Here is a 17728-nt window from a genome sequence, read left to right as displayed (position 1 = left end):
ACTTGAAAACCCTGTATCCGCCATCTTTGCTGCATGATGAAATGCCTGTTGCCCGCGCTGATTGCTCTCTGCTATTCCGCCGCCGTTGCCCAAACGCCCGCCGACTCCTTGCCCGCCGATCCGCTGACCCCGCTTATTAAGGAGCGGGAGTTAATGGTGCGGCAGTACGAGGAAGCCAACGCCCAACGCAACAGCCTGTTCGGCAACAAGCCAAGCAAAAAGGACCTCGAAGAAGTGGTGAATGCCTTGAAAGGCATCATCCGCAAAGACACTGAAATCGTGCGCGCCGTGCAGGCCGCTACGCTGCGCCGCACGGCCAACATCCTGGCCGAAAACCAGCAGGTGAAGCAGCAGGTAACCGTGGCCCGCAGCGACCAAAGCAGCACCCAACAACGCTTCTACGACCTGGAAAACCAGATTGCCAACCTCCAGCTCCGCGACAAACAGCGCCAAAAGAAACTAGCAGAACTGCAAGCCGCTGCCGACGACGCCATCGAAGAGCGCAGCAGCCGCGACCTGCTGGCCGCTGGCCTAGCTGTGCTCAGCCTGGGATTGCTAGGCTACGTGGTGAAGCTGCGCGGCCAGAAGCCGGCTCCTAAGCGGCGGCGTTAACGGTTTCACGCAGGGTTTCGGGGCGGATGTCGCAGGTCTGGCAGTGGCCGATGAATGACACCCCGAGCCCCTGCGACACCCGCCCCGAAACCCTGCGTGAAATTAACTTTGCTTCTATGCTTGTCCCCGCTGCCGGCTACCTGACCTACGCTGAGGCGGTAGCGCTTTATAATGACCTGCGGGACAAAGACATCATAGCCCTAGTGAAGTCAGCCGGTCCGCCCACGTTTCCTTACGGCGAAGGCATGTACTACCAGCTCTGGCTAGAGGAAGCCGAGGCCGAAGCGGCGCGGGAAACGGTGGAAGCATTTGAGGCTGAGCGCGTCAGCTTGCGGGCCTTGCGCTGCCCAAAGTGCGGCGCCCCTGACCCACTCATCAGCACGCGTCCGGCGTGGTGGAAACGGGTGTTTTACGCGGGAACCACCTTGCACAAATGCCCGAGTTGCGGCGCGGAATTTCCGGTCTGAACCGCTACTTTGCCGAGGTTTACCGCTCCCGCTTCGGCGGGTATATTTCCCTGCCTCTCTTGACCTGGACCGAAGAACAGGCCCGCGCCCTGATAACCGACTCCGGCACCCTGAAACGGGGCCTCGAACTAGCCGGCCCCGCCAAATGGAGCAACCTGGGCCAGACGGCCACCGCTACCTGGGGCGAGTGCAAAGGCAGCGGCTCCAAGCCCTACCAAACCAGCATCGACCTCACCGAGCCCGCCTTTAAGTGCTCGTGCCCGAGCCGCGTGTTTCCCTGCAAGCACGGCGCCGGCCTGCTGCTGCTACTGGCCCGCCAACCGCAGCTTTTCACCGGCACCACCGCGCCGCCCTGGCTGGAAGAATGGCTGGAAAAGCGCCAGCAAACGCAGGAGAAGAAAGTCACGAAAGCTCCTACCAAAGCGGCAGCAGCCGAGAAAGAGCTCCACGACGCTTCGCAAGGTCCAGTTGAAAACGAGCCGGCAACAGACCCGACCGGCACAAAAACCAAGCAGGGGCTGCAAAAGCGACTGGCGCGCATGACACAAGGAGCCGCCGAGTTGGAAGACTGGCTGCTAGACCTGATACGAGCGGGCACCGCCGTAGCAAAAGGCCAGCCGCGCAGCTATTGGGAAGTACCCGCCGCCCGCCTCGTCGACAACCAGCTGCCGGGGCTGGCGAGCATGGTACGGGAGCTGCCGAGCCTCTGCCACAGCGGCCCCGACTGGCCCGAACGGCTGCTGGCTCGCCTTGGCGAGTTGTACCTGCTGGTGCGTGCCTTCCAGCACCTCGACCACCAAAGGCCGGAGGCTCAAGAGGAGATTCTGCAGCAAGTTGGGGTCAATCTAAAAAAGGAGGACCTACTGGCCCGCCAACCCACCGTAGCGGATGAGTGGCAAGTGGTGGGTTTGCACACCGAGGAGGAAGAGCGCCTGACGGTGCGCCGCGCCTGGCTGTGGGGCCGCCATACGGGCCGCTACGCCCTGCTGCTGGAATACGCCTTCGGCAGCCAGCGCTTTGCCACTGCCCTGGCGCCCACGGCCGTGTATGCCGGCGAGTTGGTGTTCTACCCTGGTCTGCTGGCGTTGCGCGCTATTCCGGTAGCCCTCACTGTTCTTCCCCCCGCGCCGCCCACGGTCGACCCGCCCGGCCAGAGCCTTACTCACCTCCTCGACGACTATGCAGCGGCCCTGGCCCAACATCCCTGGCTGCGGCAATGGCCGGCCACACTAACCAACGTGCTGCCCACCTACCTTCCCGCCGACGATGCCTGGGTACTGCACCACGCCACCGAGCCCGTAACGCTGCCGCTACGCCTGGACCCCGAAACCGGCTGGCAGCTGCTAGCGGAAAGCGGCGGCCAGCCCATCAGTTTATTCGGCGAATGGAACGGCCGCACCTTTCAGGTATTGGGATGAGGGTTGATTGATGATTGTTGAGCTTGGTTGTTGAGCTTGGTTGCTTTGCAAGTAGTAACCCCCAAGCTACCTTCCCCTAACCCCCAAGCAGCCTCTCCGTCAATCATCAATCAACCACCAGCAATCATCAACCACCAACCAATTATCACCTCATGTCCTCTCCCTTGTGGCCTCAGTTACTCCGCGTGGCGCTGCTCGGCACCCGCCAGAGTGGTGAGCCTGTGCCTGCCTTACTGGGCGCTGCTGATGAGGCTGCTACCCCCGAAGACCGCGAAAAACAGCTACTACTGGCCGCCGGAACGTTGGCACTGATGCGCCGGGCCGGGTATCAGCCTGCCGCAGTATCAACGCCTGCTCCGACTCCTGCTCCGCCTGATTCCTGCCCGCCGCTGGGGCCGCTCGGCACTTCGTGTTTGCAGCGGATGGTAGTCGATTCGGTGTTTCTGGATTTGCTGCCCGACTACCTGCGCCAAGTGGCCGAGAGTGGTCGGCGGGTGCCCGATGCGTTGCTGGCTCCCCTGCTGCGCCACGCCACGCACTCCGCGGAAACCCGGGCGGTACTGGCGACAGTGGCCGGGACGCGGGGGCCTTGGCTAGCGGCCCTCAACCCTGAGTGGCGCGGCTTGTTAACGCCCCCTGTTTCTGGCACCACCGACCTTCAAATATGGGAAACTGGTACCCTGGCCGAACGGCGCGCCTGGCTGCGGGCGCGCTTCCAGCAAGAGGCCGACGCTACTCGCGCCTTGTTGCTGGCTGTCCTGCCCACCGAGCCCGCCAAAGCGCAGGAAGTTTTCCTGGAAATTCTGGCCGAGCACCTTCACCCCGATACCGAACCCGTGTTGGAAACGCTGCTCCGCGCCCGGGGCCAGGAGGTACGCCGCCAAGCGGCCGCGCTGCTGGTTCAGCTGCCCAACTCGGCGCTGGTGGACCGGCTGTGGACGCGAGCTGAGTTGCTGCTCCAGGTAAAGCGCGGCTTGTTAGGCCTGGGAAAGATCCAGCTGGAAATCACGTTGCCAACCACCTGGGACAAAAGCTGGCTGGCTGATGGCATCGAGGAGAAAAACGACCAATACGCCTACTACACCGGCACCGCCGGCAAGGCAACGCCCCTGGGGCCGAGCGCCATCCGCCTAGGCAATATGCTGGCCCTGCTGCCCCCCGGCCGCTGGACCACGCATCTAGACGTTTCGCCCGACGAGCTGCTGACCGCCGCCTTAACCTCGGAATGGGCCGTGCCGCTGCTGCCTTGCTGGGCCATCAGCACCCTCACCCACCACGACGCCGACTTTGCGGCGGCCTTTCTGAAGCTATGGCTGCACCAGCGCCCCACCCTGCAAAAAGCCCGCACCGACCGCAACATCGATTGGGCCGCCCTCACCGAGCTGCTGCCCGCGGCCAACCGGCAACAGCTGCTCCTCAAACCCATGCTGCTGCGCGTCCGGCGCCAAGAGCCCAACTGGACCGACGACCTGCTCCAATTACCTACGCCCTGGCCACGCGAGCTAACCACCGAAGTACTCCAAAGCCTGAGCGCCAAGCTCGCCAACTCGGCCCGCCTCGAACGGTTCCACTCCGACCTCTACCAACTCAGCTACTTCATCAGCCAGCACCTTGCCCCTGCCCTCAACCCCACCGATGCGCCCTTAGTGGAAACCACCCTGCTAGCCCTACCCGAAGTACATAGCACCTTCCAAAACAGCCTCCACAACATGCTAGAAACCCTCCGCTTCCGCGCCAAGCTGGCCACTTCTTTGGAAGAGGTGAGCGGGTGACAACAGGAGCTATAACTAAAACTAGCAGTTAAAGAGCTAGTTCCCCTCCTCAGCTGAATTCCGGCGTGGGCTAGGGGTGGTTGATATGCTAGAACGACCCACCAAAACGTCATGCTGAGCTTGTCGAAGCATCTCGCGTGCTGACGTTGCCAAACTAACCAACTATCTAACAGCAGGAGGCATCACACTTGCTATAGTTAAGATTACCACCCTAGCGAGATGCTTCGACAAGCTCAGCATGACGTTCTGTTAGCGTCAACCACCCCTAACCCCTATTGCTTGAGCCGCAATGCTTGCTGCGCGGAATTCAACTGACCAGGGGAACTAGTTTTCTAGTCTTTCTAGCTTTAGCTTCCTGCGTCCTCTTCACCCGTTACCTCCTCACTTGTCCCCTCTTCACCTGTCACCTCAACTCCCTATGTCCACTACGTCAACCGAAAACCTGCTCCGCCCGCACGCCGAGGTTCTATACGCCGAAGAACTTGCTGCGCTGGCTGCCGTTGACGACCGGCCCAAGCCAACCAATTGGAAACTCTCGCCTTGGGCGGTGGTCACGTATCTGTTGGGTGGGAAGCTAGATAACGGGTTTGAAATCGAGCCGAAGTACATTGGGCAGCGGCGGCTGATGGAAATTGCCGTGGCTACCTTAGCTACCGACCGCGCCCTGCTGCTGCTTGGGGTGCCGGGCACGGCCAAAAGTTGGGTTTCCGAGCATCTGGTGGCGGCCATCAGCGGACATTCCAACTTGCTGGTGCAAGGCACGGCGGGCACCTCCGAAGATGCCATCCGCTACTCCTGGAACTACGCCCGCCTCATTGCCGAAGGCCCGTCGTTGGGTGCCTTGGTGCCCTCGCCCCTGTTCAAAGGCATGCAGGAAGGCAGCCTCGTGCGCCTCGAAGAACTCACCCGCATCCCCTCCGACGTGCAGGACACGCTCATCACCATGCTCTCGGAAAAAGTGCTGCCCATCCCCGAACTCGCCACCGAGGTACAGGCCACGCGCGGCTTCAACGTGGTGGCCACCGCCAACGACCGGGACAAAGGCGTAAACGAGCTCAGTAGCGCCCTGCGCCGCCGCTTCAACACGGTCGTGCTGCCCCTGCCCACCGACTTAGCCGAGGAAGTACGCATCGTGCAAACCCGCGTAGCCAAACAAGGCAAGGCACTCCAGCTGCCCGTAGAAGCGCCCGCCGTCGAGCAAATCAACCGCCTCGTGACCATCTTCCGGGAGCTGCGCAGCGGCGTAACCGAGAACGGCAAAACCAAGCTCAAAAGCCCGAGCGGCACGCTTAGCACCGGCGAGGCTATATCCGTTATGAACAGCGGCCTGGCCCTGGCCGCCTACTTCGGCGACGGCAGCCTCCGTGCCCACGACCTAGCCGCTGGCCTCACCGGCGCCGTGGTGAAAGACCCCGTGCAGGACCGCGTCGTGTGGCTGGAATACCTGGAAACCGTGGTGAAAGAGCGCGACGGCTGGAAAGATTTGTACCGCGCCTGCCGGGAGGTGGTGGAATAGTCTAAAAATGATCTTTCTCAACGTGATTTAAATGGCTGCAAAACCTAAACAGTCCGAATTTGTAAACTGGTTTGGTCCGTTGCTAGATGCACTTAGACAATTAGGTGGTTCTGGCAAACCCAAAGAAGCAGTAGCTCAGATAGCTAAAAACCTTAAAATTCCTGACAAGAAATTAGAGGAAACTACCAAATCAGGAATTTTAAGATTTAATAATCAAGTGGCTTGGGCTAGGCAATATTTAGTATGGGAGGGTTACTTAGAGGAAAACACCCGTGGCGTTTGGACACTTTCGCCATTAGGTTTTAAATCGCATTTAAGTGCAGATGAAGCACGAGCAATATTTCTAAAATGGGTTAGCATTCATGCTAAATCACGAAACGATAAAAGCGAGAAAGACATAACTGATGAGCAAGAAGAAGAAAAGCCCGACAATGTAGAGCACACTTACACTCCAACTCTGCTTGAAGTTTTGCAGTCAGTTACACCAAAAGGGTTTGAGGATATTTGCAAGCGTTTACTTCGTGAACATGGCTTTGAAAATGTTGAAGTAACAGGAGGTTCACATGATGGTGGAATTGATGGATATGGAGTTCTTAAGCTCAATCCATTTGTAAGTATGAAAGTACTATTTCAGTGCAAACGTTATAAAGGAACTGTTTCAAGAGCACAAATAGGTGACTTCAGAAACGCTGTGATGGGAAGAGCTGAAAAAGGCATAATGCTTACTACAGGCACGTTCTCGGAAGATGCTAAACGTGAAGCAACACGGGACGGTGCCCTTCCAATTGAATTGATAAATGGAGAGAAACTTGTTGAGCTTTTCGAAAGTATTCAGCTTGGAGTAAGACCTAAAACGGTTTTTGAAGTTGACCTCAAGTTTTTTGAGCCATACATGGAAAACAAAAAATAGCTTCTTATATCTTATTCATAACCAGCAGCAGCAGCATCCTCTTCAGCATCCGCCACCACAACCTTGGCATGTCTGCCACCCTACGCCAAGCCCTCGTTAATCTTCGCACTTCAAACGCCTCTAAATTCCACAACCACGGCACTGTGGCTGAAATTCTGCACATCTAAAACGCCCGTGGCGCTTTACATTGCCATATGAAGCAAGAGAAGACACTAAAAGGTAGCATAGCCGGAGTTCTGTTGTTGGCAATGATTCCTTTAACCGGTGCCTTTGAGGCGCCGCCGCAGAAGCCGCAACGGGTTTTCACCACCGACCTCGACCATTTTTGGACGGCCTATGACAGCATTCGTACCACTAAGGACAGTTTGAAACAGGTACGTTTCTTTAACCGCATCTACCTCAGCAAAGGCAGTCCGGGATTGAAGGCGTTTCAGGAGGTGAAGGGCAACAGCGTGGGGCTGTGGGTCAGTTCGATTCGGCGCTACCCACGGTTTTGGAATTCCATTCGGCCCCGCACCCAACTCACTAAAGCCGCAGCGCAGGAAATCGAAGCCAGCCTAGCAAAGCTGAAAACCCTGTACCCGGCTCTGCGGCCATCCAAGGTGTATTTCACCATGGGAAATATGCGCTCCAGCGGCATCACCAAAGACAGCCTTGTGGTAATTGGGGCGGAAATGGCCACGGGCTCTCCGCAAACTGACGTGACGAGGCTGCCAAAGAATACGGCCGCTTTCCTGTCGCGCTACTACAAAAAAGGCTGGTCCGACGACCTGGTGCCGGTGAATGTGCACGAGTACGTGCACACCCAACTCAGCGGCTACGGCAAGAGCGTGCTCGGGCAGGCTCTCAACGAAGGCACCTGTGATTTCGTGACCGAGCTGGTGACTGGCAAAGCGGTACCGTTTCCGTACTTGCCCTACGGTAAGTTGCACGAGGCGGCGCTGAAGGAGCGGTTCAAGCTGGAAATGTTTATTCCGGTGTATCTGAACTGGTCGGCCGACCAGGCGCCCGACGATTTCACGCACGTAGCCGACCTGAACTACTACATGGGCTACGCCATCTGCAAGGCCTATTACGCGCAGGCTCTCAACAAGACGCAAGCCGTCCGGGACATGCTCACGCTGGACTACACCAACGACCGGGCAGTGCAGGAGTTTCTGGAAAAATCGAAGTATTACCCCGAGGAGCCGATCCGGCAGTTGCGCGAAGCGTTCAACCAAAAACAGCCCGACCCCACGCGCGTACGCCCCTTTGTGGCGGAAAATGGGACGATAGATGCCACCACCACGCAGCTCACCGTCGATTTTCCGCAGCCCGTGAGCCCCTACGCCTCCGTCCGGAGGGGCCCGCGGGGCGAGGCAACGTGGCCGACCGTCGGGGCCCTGCGCTTCTCCGGCGACAATAAATCCGTTATCGTTCCGGTGCAGCTCCAGCCCGCCCACGACTACGAGTTCATTGTGGCCGAAGGCGGCTCCAGGTCCCTGGAAGACTACCCGTTGAAATCATACCTGCTGAAGTTCAGCACGAAGTAGACGGCGGCTTCAGACAACGATACAGTCAGTGCTTCGTTGCTGAACGGTGAGAAGACGCGCCACTTGGCTACGCCGACCATCGGTTCGCGTCTTGCCGTTGAACGACACGGCTAGAACAATTTTCTTGGGGTCAGAGGCTGTAGCGCGAAGTGCAGGCTTCGCGCCACAGCCAAGTAAACAACCTGAGCAACGAGGAAACGCGAACCGAAGTCGGCGCCGCCAAGTGGCGAGGCTCTACACTGTTCATGAAGCGGTAAAGGGGCTTCCACATAGAGGTCAGCGGATCAATAACAGCACACCAGATACTTCGGAAGCACCGCTAATGGAAGTGCAGCTAACTCACAACTTTGAAGCCCCAAATTCGGCAACAAGCCACTGCTTCATCCACAAAAAAACAGTCGGGCAATACCAACTAATTGCTGGTATTGCCCGACTGTTTTCTATTCGAGAAGAAGCGCTAGTTCTTCACAACTTTGGCGAATTTGACGCCTTCCATTGACTGAATCCGCACGATGTACATACCGGCTTTCAGGTTGCGGCCGATGGTAACGTCACCGGTAGCCTTGCCGGTTTCGATGTCTTTACCGGTGGCATCCTGCACAGAATAGCTGAACGTTCCGATTTGCGAGATGGTGAAGGCATCGGTTGAGGGGTTGGGGTAGATGGCGACGCCCGTGCCCGAGCTAGCCACTTCGCGGGACGCACTAACCGCAGTGAACTGGAAGCTTTGGTTGGTGCCGCCGCCGCAGGTGTACTGCTGCACGTTAGCGCCATCGGCGACAGAAGCGCCAGCCACGTCCAGGCACTTGCTGCTGTTGGCCGATACCACGCGGTAGTAGCCGCTGCCCACGCTTTCAATGCGCCACTTCTGGTTGTTGCCACCCGAATAATACCACTGCTGCACGTTGGCTCCGTCGGCGGTAGAGGCGGCATTCACCTCAAGGGCTCGGCCGCTGTGTACCGCTTTGATGGAGTACAAGCCGCTGCCTTCGTTGGTGACGGTCCACTTCTGGTTGGCGCCGCCGCTGTAGGTGTACTGCGCCACATTGGCGCCGTCGGTGGTGGCTGCGCCCGTTACATCAAGGCCCTTGCCACTGTGGCGCGCGATGATGCTGTAGGTACCATTGGCCAGGGTAGCCGTGGCGGGAGGCGTAGTCGTGCTAGTACCGAATACCGAAGCCGTAGCGGCGGTTTTGGTGCCGTTGCTACCGTTGACCACCGTGTTGCCCCAAGCCGACAAGCTCGTCCCGGCCCAATCCCGGCTTAAGTCCAGATAAACTACGTCGCCGCCGTTGCCCTTCCACGACCAGGCCAGCCAGCCAATACCGTTCGACTGGCAGGTGCTGATGATCTGCGACTCGTTGATGTCGCAGGTGCCGCTGCCCTCCGAGTGCTGGTAGCCAAACTCGCCGACCATGATAGGAATACCAGCATTCTTGACCCTCGCCAGGTCGGTGGTTACGGTGGAGTTGCCGCCTACCGACCATTCGCAGTACATGTGCAGCGAGAACAGCACATTGTGCCTGGTATCGGCGCTTTGTACGGCCGGGGCGTATGAGAGCAGGGTATTTACCTTATTATCCTGGCCATAGCCGGGCGCGTCTACCACAATGGTGGTGTTGATACCGGCATTGCGCATTGTGCGCACGGCACTGATGTAGGCATCGCGCCACACCGTGCCGGGAGGGTCGTTGGTTGGGCTGCTCATAAACCAGTCGCCCCACTCGTTGGCCACGTTGATGAGGATGTACCGGGAGATGTCGGAACGAGTCAGGAACGAGGCTTTCGAGGCCCACCAGGTGGCCATGCGCTGCAAGTCGGCGGTGCTGTTGCTGCCCGTCACGCTGTGCAGCTCCACCATCGGAATCATCTTGTTGGCTATGCAATTCTGCACGCAAGTTTGCCAGTCCGCATCCGGCGTGCTGGTACTCACCACGATACGGAGCGTGTTGGCGTTGGTGTTGCGGCGGATGTTGGCAATGTTACCGTTTACATCACTAGTAAACCACGCCAGCGGCACGTTGATGCCCTTCATTACAAAGTTGTTGCCGCTGGCATCGCGCAGCTGATTACCGGAAATGGTGAAGCCTTGCGACCAAGCCACGCTGGGCATTACAACAGCAAGAAGTACTACAAGTAGAAGTGTTTTAATCTTATCGAGTGGGGTGGGTTTATTGTTGACTGGAAAATCCTGGTTGACGTTGCTTGCGAGAGAGTGGCTCTCACAGGCATTGGGCTGAGGCGTCATTCCCTGGTGGGCGGTGACTGAACGAGAAAAGTTCTTCATAGTGGTTGGTTGTGGTGGGTTAAAAAATGGACGCTTGATTGTATTAAAAAGAGCGACTTAAACGTTTTAGCAGAGTGTATGAGGTTACCTCTTGGCTTGCCTCTACCTTAATTCTGCTCTTGTGTGGGTGTGGTCTTGATCAACATCGGTTGCAGTGCACTTACTCTAGATAACTCCTATTGCCCAAGCAAAACGGGCATTGCGGTGGTAGTTAAGCCAGCAGTATGGCTCGTGCGGTTAACTCCGGAGTGCTTACTCTCACTTATTATAAGCACCCATAGCGCATACCCGAGAATTATTTGCTCTGTTTACTAGTGCATAGCACGAGCTATTACTATCGAAGAGCCTGCAAAAACACGGTGGTTGTGCTGGTCTTGTTAACATATCCTCTGGCGCCTGTTTTTGCAGGTTGTACCTACCTATGCGCCAAGCTAATAGCTGGTAACGTACAATTCAGCGGAGATTTTCTTGGGCTTGATGGTGGGCTCCGAGAAAGTACAGGATTGGCCATAAGCGAAGAGGGAAAACGATTGCCATTGCACAATTATCTTCCTCAATATCTATGCAAACGTTTACATTACCAATACTACCGCTTATCGAAACAGCAATAAAATGCCAAATGCCATAATTTTTATACAATTCCTGTATATACATATTTGCAGTTAATGTTGTGCTTTCATTCTGGTGTGGCAGTATCTATGGGGCCTCTTAAATTACCTTAAAGGCCTTGCTTAAGCGAATGAACTTGTTGCTTCTCTCCCACTGCTTATGATCTTCAAAAGCCTTCTACGCCAGCTAGATGCTCTGCTACAACAGCATCGGCTGGCTTACCATGCCGAGCTATTTCTGCCGGCGGCGGCGGAAATAGCGGCGTTTGAGGCGGAGTTCAATCTGCCGCTGCCACCGGGGACTATCTTTTCACTTATAAGGACGTCATGCTTGCTCTGGCTTTTTCAGACATAGCCTCGTTTCTTTATTCCTTAGCCAGAAGTTATTTATTCACTTATGCCTCCTGCTGATCTACGCCTCTTCGGTATCCGCCACCACGGGCCCGGCAGTGCCGCCAGCCTGCGCCAAGCACTCGATGAGTACCAGCCCGATATTGTGTTGCTGGAATGTCCCGCCGACGGCGAAGCGGCCGTGCAAACCATCATTCAACACCCGGACCTACGGATGCCGGTGGCGCTGCTGCTCTACAACCCCAAGCAGTACCAGCAGGCCTCGTTTCTACCCTTTGCCACCTTCTCGCCCGAAACGCAGGTGCTCCGCTACTGCCACGAACACGGCGCCCACCTGCGCTGCATGGACTTGCCGGCCGCCTTGCGGTTTGCCCTGCCGGATGCGGTAGAGGACGTGCCCGCGGGAACCTCACCCCCTAGCCCCCTTTCACCGGTTGATGCGCGGAATAAAAGAGAGGGGGAACTAGACTCTAGTACTAGCACTGGTGGGGAAGAACACACGGCAGAAATACCAGCAGAAGGATTAATAAAGGAGGAATTAGAGCTAGAAGATCAGCTAAAAGCTAGTTCCCCCTCTCTTTTGGGGAGGGGGCTAGGGGGTGAGGTCCCCGCGCTGCGCCGCGACCCTATCTCCTACCTTGCCGAGCTGGATGGCTACGCTGACGGGGAGCGGTGGTGGGAGCTTCGCTTCGAGCACAGCGCCGGCCACGCCGACACGTTTGCGGTGGTGCTAAACATGATGACGGCCTTACGGGAAGAGCTGGCAATGCCGGAAAGTCCGGAAACCTTGCTCCGCGAGGCGTTTATGCGCGAGACCTTGCGCAATACCCTCAAGCAGGGCTACCAGCGCGTGGCGGTGGTGTGCGGGGCCTGGCACGCGCCGGTGCTGCAACCCGACCTGCTGAAGCGCGAAGACAAAGCCTTACTCAAAGGCTTGAAGAAAGTATCGATTGAAGCCACCTGGATACCGTGGACTTATGAGCGGCTATCGTACAGCTCGGGCTACGGGGCGGGCGTGTTGTCGCCGGCCTGGTACGAGCTGCTGTTCACCGAGCCGCATACCGAAGTGGTGACGCACTGGATGGTGCGGGCGGCGCGGCTGTTGCGCGGGCAGGACTTGGATGCGTCGTCGGCGCATGCTATTGAGGGGGTGCGGCTGGCCGAAACGTTGGCTGCCGTGCGGGGCCGGGCGCTGCCGGGCATCGAGGAACTGCAGGAAGCGGCCGTGGCTATTTTGGGCGGCGGCTACGAGGAGGCCCTGAGTTTGGTGCACCGGGAGCTGGTGATTGGGGTGTGCATGGGGGAAGTACCGGCGGAGTTGCCGGCTACGCCTTTGCAGCAGGATCTGGCGCAGCAGCAGCGCCTCACCCGCCTCAAGCCCGAAGCCGCCGCCCGCACTCTCGACCTGGATTTGCGCAAAGAGCTGGATCTTGGCCGCAGCCACCTGCTGCACCGTTTGCGCCTACTGGACGTGCCGTGGGGCAAGCCGCGCCGCGCCCAAGGCAAAGCCGGTACCTTCCACGAGCTATGGGACCTACAATGGCAGCCCGACTACGCCCTGCGCGTGCTGGATGCCGGCCGTTGGGGAAATACCATTCTGGATGCCGCCGTGGGCCGCGCCCGCCAACAGGCCACCGAAGCCCCCGACCTGGAAACCGTCAGCCAGCTGCTGGAAGAGGCGCTGCAAGCCGACCTCGGCCCGGCCATAGCTGCGTTGGTAGCCCGCCTGGAAACCCTCTCGGCCGGCACCCGCGACGTGACCCACCTGCTGGCCGCCCTGCCGCCGCTGGTAAACGTGCTACGCTACGGCAACGTACGCCGTACCGAAACCGCGCAAGTGGCGCAGGTGGTCCACCATTTGGTACCGCGCCTGTGCATCGGGCTGCCCCAAGCTTGCACCGGCCTCGACTACGACGCGGCCCGCCAGTTGCTGCCCCGCATCGAAGGCACGCACCAGGCTATTCGGCTGCTTCAGGAGGCTGCGCAGGAAGTGGATTGGTACGCGGCCCTGGCTATAGTGCTGCGCAACCCCGCCAGCTCGGGCTTGCTGGCCGGAGCCGCTGGCCGCCTGCTTTTCGATGCGCAGCAGCTTTCCTCGGAAGCCGCTGGCATGGCCTTGGGGTTGGCTTTAACTCCTGCGCAACCCACCGCCTACGCCACCGCCTGGATTGAGGGCTTCCTGAGCGGCAGCGGCCAACTCCTGCTCCATCATCGTCCCCTCTTCGACCTGCTCGACCAGTGGCTAGGCGAGCTAAACGAAGACTCCTTCCGCGAAATCGTGCCGTTGTTGCGCCGAGCTTTTACCGACTTCAGTGAACCGGAGCGCCGTCAGCTGCTCGAATTGGCCGTGCAAGGCGGCAAGCCGGCCGCAGCCCTTACCGTAACGGAAGATTTCGACCTGGAACGCGGGCAACGGGTGCTGCCCATTCTGCGGGAGTTGCTGGGGTTTTAGGTATCGTCTGCGGAGATTTACTTTTGTCATTTAGGAAACTAGCACCAATTCTACTAGACTCTCGCGGTAGTCACGTTTACACTTAACCTAGAACGAGATATATTTATCCTAGCCAGCTTTTGACTATTCTATGGCAATTTGGTGGACGGTATAGAGACGCGATACTTCGCGTCTCGTTGTTGAACGACTTCAGCAGACCAACCACGCACTGAGACGCGAAGTATCGCGTCTCAGCGCTACAAACCGTGTACTCGGTTTACGAAACCGCTCTATACACTACACCTAGCCTGTTATGCGCTGCGAAAAAAGTTTTACAGGTTGCAATATTTAGGCACTTGAATAGTTAAATACCTGCTACTCGGCACGGTCCGCCTACTATCGGCTTCCTCCTATTCTTCATACAGTATATTGAAAGCTATGACCTACTCGCAACTGGCCTATAATTCGGCCCTGTTGGCTGGCATTCTGAGCATGCCTTTTCTGGCTACGGCTCAGCAAACCCCTAACACTCTTAGTGTGGCTGTTCCGATTCTGACTCTCAGTCCTGACGCGCGGTCCGCTGCGTTGGGCGAAGCCGGAGTGGCCTTGTCTGCTGATGCCAACGCGGCTTACCACAATGCTGGCAAGCTTGGATTTGCGCCAAACCGTTTCAGTATCTCGCCCTCTTATACACCGTGGCTGGGTACCATCGCCCGGAACGGAGGCCTGTATTATCTATCGGGTTACGGCCGACTCGGGCAGCGCTCCACCTTGGCTGCTAGCGTGTTGCATTTCAACCTTGGCCAGGGGCTCGGTAAGGAGGGGGCATATAGTGTTTCCTATGGCCATACGTTTGGCGAGCATCTGGGTGTAGGCGCTACGGTGCGCTACATTCGCTCCAACCTCACGCAGGTTGGTGTTGATTCCAAGCCGGGCAACGCCGTGGCTATGGATTTAGGTGTCTATTACACCAAAGATATACCGGCGGGTACCGACGCCTATACCCTAGGGTTTGGCGCTTCCATTGCCAATTTTGGCAACAAAATGACGTATACTAATCCGTTTCAAAGTGACTTCCTACCTACGCGCCTAAAGATTGGCACGGCCCTTACGCGGGCATTCGGCGCCTCTCATAAACTGACGCTCGCGGTGGATGTTAGCAAGCTCCTGGTGCCTACTCCTTACTACGAAGAAGGCCCTGAACCTACTACACCTGCCGAAATAGCCGCTCGCGATGCACGTATCAAGGCTGAAAATGACAAACGTCGGTCCGAAGGGTCAGTTGCCGGCGTGTTCAACTCCTTTGGTGATGCACCCGGTGGCTTCCGGGAAGAACTGCGCGAAGTCAACGTGTCTACCGGGTTGGAATATGCCTACCAGAACACCGTGTTTGCGCGCACCGGCTACTTCTACGAGAACCCTAAAAAGGGTGACCGGCAGTATTTGAGTGTCGGAGCCGGAGGACGGTACCGGGCCTTCGGCATCGACGGAGCCTACCTGATTCCCAATTCCAAGAACAATCCGCTGGCGCAAACCCTACGGCTATCGTTGCACGTTTCCCTTAACAAGCGAGATTTAGCCTCTGGCACTCAGAAAGGCAGTACGGATATCTAAGCAAGTCCGTCGGGGCCAGGGCTACGCGCTCCTCGGGTTTGAGCAGCCGCCAGAAAATGTCAGTGGCCTGGCCCGTGAGCAGTTTGATGTTCAGCTCTTCCTTCTCTTTTGGCAACACCTGGCGATACACTTCCAGCAGCTGGCGCGGCGCCAGGGCGCGGCCGTTGAGCATGTTCTCGTAGAAGTTGACGTAGGCCGTGGCGCGGGCCACCGGGTTTTGCAGCTTGGTTAAGTTGGCGGTGAGCTGCTTGTCGATGGGGAACACGCCGTAGCCCAAGCCCGTGGAGTTGAACAGAATGAACGTGGGCGCGGCTTCGCCCACGGTTTGCGGCAGCACCACCTGGCGCTGGTTCATGTTCACGGTCAGCTCTTTCACCCGGTCGGGGTACACCAGCAGCACCTCAAACAGCTGCGGCCACAGCCGGTCCGACTTGTCTTCGGCTTGCTGCGTGAGTTGAAGCTGCGTGATTTTGCCGTTGCTGGTTTGCAGGTTATAGTCGAAGATGGGACGGCCGGGCTGGTTCACCCACACCTGGTTCCAGGCGTGCAAGTCGGCGGGGGTGCGGGCGTCGAGAATCTGGATGAAGTCGGGCCAGCTGGCGTTACCGTAGGCGTACTTTTTCAGGTACTCTTGCAGGCCCTGGCGGAAGGGCTCCTCCCCCATCAGCCGCTCCAGCTGCCGCATCATAATGGGCGCTTTGTGGTAGATGATGTTGCCGTAGAGCGAGCCGGCGTCCTTCAGGTTTTCCAGGTCCTGCCGGATGGGATTGGCGCCGGTGGTGCGGTCTACGCCGTAAGCGGCCGGGTAGTGGTCGACAACAAACTTGAGGTCGTAGTTGGAATTGGCAACAGCTATTTCAGTGATTTTGTCGGCCATGAAGTTGGCAAACACTTCCTTCATCCACACGTCGTTGAACCACTGCATGGTCACCAGGTCGCCGAACCACATGTGGGCAGTTTCCTGGCTGATAAGGCTGGAACGGGCAATTTTCTGATCTTGCGTGGCGCCTTCATCCAGGAACAACGTGCTGGCTTTGTAGTCGATAGCGCCGACGTGCTCCATGCCGCCGTACTGAAAATCGGGCAGCGCCACGAAATCGAACTTGCGGAACGGGTACGGAATGGCGGTGTACTCCTCCAGGAACTTTAGCGCGTCGGCATGGATCTGGAAGATGGGGTCCAGGCTCAGCTTCAGCTTGTCCTGGTCGGTTTCGCGGTGCAGAAACTGCATTTCGCGGCCCGCCGTAGTGCGCGTAATGCGCGTGAACTTGCCGGCCGCAAACGAGAACAGGTAGGTGCTGATGGTATCCGAGGGCGCGAAGCGGTAGGTTTTGCTTTCGGCCGTGACGGTGGAGTCCTGCAAGGGCCCGTTGGCTAGGGCCTGCCAGGTTTTCGGAACCGTGAGGGCCAGCGTGAACGAAGCCTTGAGGTTGGGCTGGTCGAAGACCGGAAATACCGTGCGGGCGCGGTCGGGCACCAGCAGCGTGTACAGAAAATCCTCGTTGCGGTTGAGGCTCTGGTTGCCCGCAATGAATTCAATGCGCACCTCATTCAAACCCTTTTTGAGGCTGGCGGCGGGCAGCACAAGGTGCTCTTCTCGGAAATCAATGGCTACGGGCTTACCATTTACAGTCAATCCTTTCAGATGGTCGGCTTGCTCCTTGAAATCGAGCTGCACCAACTGATCTGCGGCAGTCAGATGAAACGTAACGGTCTCGGAGGCCGCAATAGGCTCGGCTTTGTTGGCCGGAACCGTAAGATTCAAATCGTAGCCGAGCCGGGAGATGCGGCGGGCCCGGTCCTCGGCTAGCTCCCGGCTCACGCCCGGCACCACGGCCACCGTAGGCCCGGCCGGCACGGGCTTGACGTCGGAAACGGTTGATTTTTTCACGCAGCTTGTAACGCAAAAGGCCAGCGCTAAGGCCGCGCCGGGTAGGCAGGTGCTATTCTGAAGCTTCATCAACAGATTCCATCAAATCGAAAACCCAAGATAAAGCAGTTTCAGCGCCCGAGAGTCTGTCGAGCTACATGGCAGACCCGCCGTTCTTCCGTCTGCTGCATTTTCTAAGTAGCTAACTCAAGTTGCGGGGTATAGGGGAGGCAGAAAAAAAGTCTGTTCGGCAAGAACAGACTAGGTTTGAAGTATTCGACCCCTTCAACTCCTGCTGACCATGCGCGAACAGACCGTTGCAATGTACTGCTTCCTGGAT

At 57.8% G+C, this 17728-nt stretch carries 11 protein-coding genes; 9 read left to right on the top strand and 2 right to left on the bottom strand.

The window, feature by feature from the left end; genetic code table 11:
- Positions 1-33: 33 nt before the first annotated feature.
- The 7 genes from VF639_RS08330 (at position 34) to VF639_RS08300 (ending at position 8227) form a co-directional block, all read left to right on the top strand.
- Entirely contained in the window at positions 34-612 is a 579-nt protein-coding gene (locus tag VF639_RS08330) for a hypothetical protein (protein ID WP_331145433.1), read from the top strand.
- Positions 613-662: 50 nt separating this feature from the next.
- Positions 663-1079: a hypothetical protein gene (locus VF639_RS08325; protein WP_331145432.1), complete on the top strand. Its 417-nt coding sequence runs from the start codon at positions 663-665 to the stop codon at positions 1077-1079.
- Positions 1046-2497 (top strand): hypothetical protein, encoded by a 1452-nt coding sequence (locus VF639_RS08320; protein ID WP_331145431.1) that lies wholly within the window; start codon positions 1046-1048, stop codon positions 2495-2497. The genes VF639_RS08325 and VF639_RS08320 overlap by 34 nt, the downstream gene beginning before the upstream one ends.
- A gap of 152 nt (positions 2498-2649) precedes the next feature.
- Positions 2650-4269, top strand: a complete 1620-nt coding sequence (locus VF639_RS08315; RefSeq protein WP_331145430.1) for a DUF5691 domain-containing protein — start codon at positions 2650-2652, stop codon at positions 4267-4269.
- A 418-nt stretch (positions 4270-4687) separates the two neighbouring features.
- Positions 4688-5785, top strand: coding sequence for an ATP-binding protein (locus tag VF639_RS08310; protein WP_331145429.1), 1098 nt, complete (start codon positions 4688-4690; stop codon positions 5783-5785).
- Between the two features lie 31 nt (positions 5786-5816).
- Entirely contained in the window at positions 5817-6695 is an 879-nt protein-coding gene (locus tag VF639_RS08305) for a restriction endonuclease (protein WP_331145428.1), read from the top strand.
- Between the two features lie 248 nt (positions 6696-6943).
- A complete protein-coding gene (locus tag VF639_RS08300) occupies positions 6944-8227 on the top strand; it encodes a DUF2268 domain-containing putative Zn-dependent protease (RefSeq protein WP_331145427.1) in 1284 nt (427 codons plus the stop codon).
- Positions 8228-8684: 457 nt separating this feature from the next.
- Here VF639_RS08300 and VF639_RS08295 read toward each other — a convergent pair whose 3' ends face one another.
- On the bottom strand, positions 8685-10514 hold the full coding sequence (locus VF639_RS08295; RefSeq protein WP_331145426.1) for an RICIN domain-containing protein: 1830 nt from the start codon (positions 10512-10514) through the stop codon (positions 8685-8687).
- 1005 nt (positions 10515-11519) lie between these two features.
- On the opposite strand from VF639_RS08295, the gene VF639_RS08290 reads away from it, so the two are divergent.
- Entirely contained in the window at positions 11520-13925 is a 2406-nt protein-coding gene (locus tag VF639_RS08290; protein WP_331145425.1) for a DUF5682 family protein, read from the top strand.
- Positions 13926-14342: 417 nt separating this feature from the next.
- The gene (gene porV / locus VF639_RS08285; protein WP_331145424.1) at positions 14343-15518 is read left to right on the top strand and encodes a type IX secretion system outer membrane channel protein PorV; all 1176 of its coding nucleotides are present in this window, start codon (positions 14343-14345) and stop codon (positions 15516-15518) included.
- On the opposite strand, the gene VF639_RS08280 is transcribed toward porV, so the two are convergent.
- A complete protein-coding gene (locus VF639_RS08280) occupies positions 15466-17409 on the bottom strand; it encodes a M1 family metallopeptidase (protein ID WP_331145423.1) in 1944 nt (647 codons plus the stop codon). The genes porV and VF639_RS08280 overlap by 53 nt on opposite strands.
- Between the last annotated feature and the right edge of the window lie 319 nt (positions 17410-17728).

This window comes from Hymenobacter sp. (assembly GCF_036387835.1).
Classification (GTDB): Bacteria; Bacteroidota; Bacteroidia; order Cytophagales; family Hymenobacteraceae; genus Hymenobacter.
The sequence above is the reverse complement of the archived record's forward strand: the minus strand, read 5'-3'. Positions and strand labels throughout refer to the sequence as shown.

Coding starts and splice junctions, on each gene's coding strand:
- VF639_RS08315 (WP_331145430.1), top strand. CDS start 2,650: ATGTCCTCTCCCTTGTGGCCTCAGTTACTCCGCGTGGCGCTGCTCGGC.
- VF639_RS08330 (WP_331145433.1), top strand. CDS start 34: ATGATGAAATGCCTGTTGCCCGCGCTGATTGCTCTCTGCTATTCCGCC.
- VF639_RS08295 (WP_331145426.1), bottom strand. CDS start 10,514: ATGAAGAACTTTTCTCGTTCAGTCACCGCCCACCAGGGAATGACGCCT.
- porV (WP_331145424.1), top strand. CDS start 14,343: ATGACCTACTCGCAACTGGCCTATAATTCGGCCCTGTTGGCTGGCATT.
- VF639_RS08290 (WP_331145425.1), top strand. CDS start 11,520: ATGCCTCCTGCTGATCTACGCCTCTTCGGTATCCGCCACCACGGGCCC.
- VF639_RS08325 (WP_331145432.1), top strand. CDS start 663: ATGAATGACACCCCGAGCCCCTGCGACACCCGCCCCGAAACCCTGCGT.
- VF639_RS08310 (WP_331145429.1), top strand. CDS start 4,688: ATGTCCACTACGTCAACCGAAAACCTGCTCCGCCCGCACGCCGAGGTT.
- VF639_RS08320 (WP_331145431.1), top strand. CDS start 1,046: ATGCCCGAGTTGCGGCGCGGAATTTCCGGTCTGAACCGCTACTTTGCC.
- VF639_RS08305 (WP_331145428.1), top strand. CDS start 5,817: ATGGCTGCAAAACCTAAACAGTCCGAATTTGTAAACTGGTTTGGTCCG.
- VF639_RS08300 (WP_331145427.1), top strand. CDS start 6,944: ATGATTCCTTTAACCGGTGCCTTTGAGGCGCCGCCGCAGAAGCCGCAA.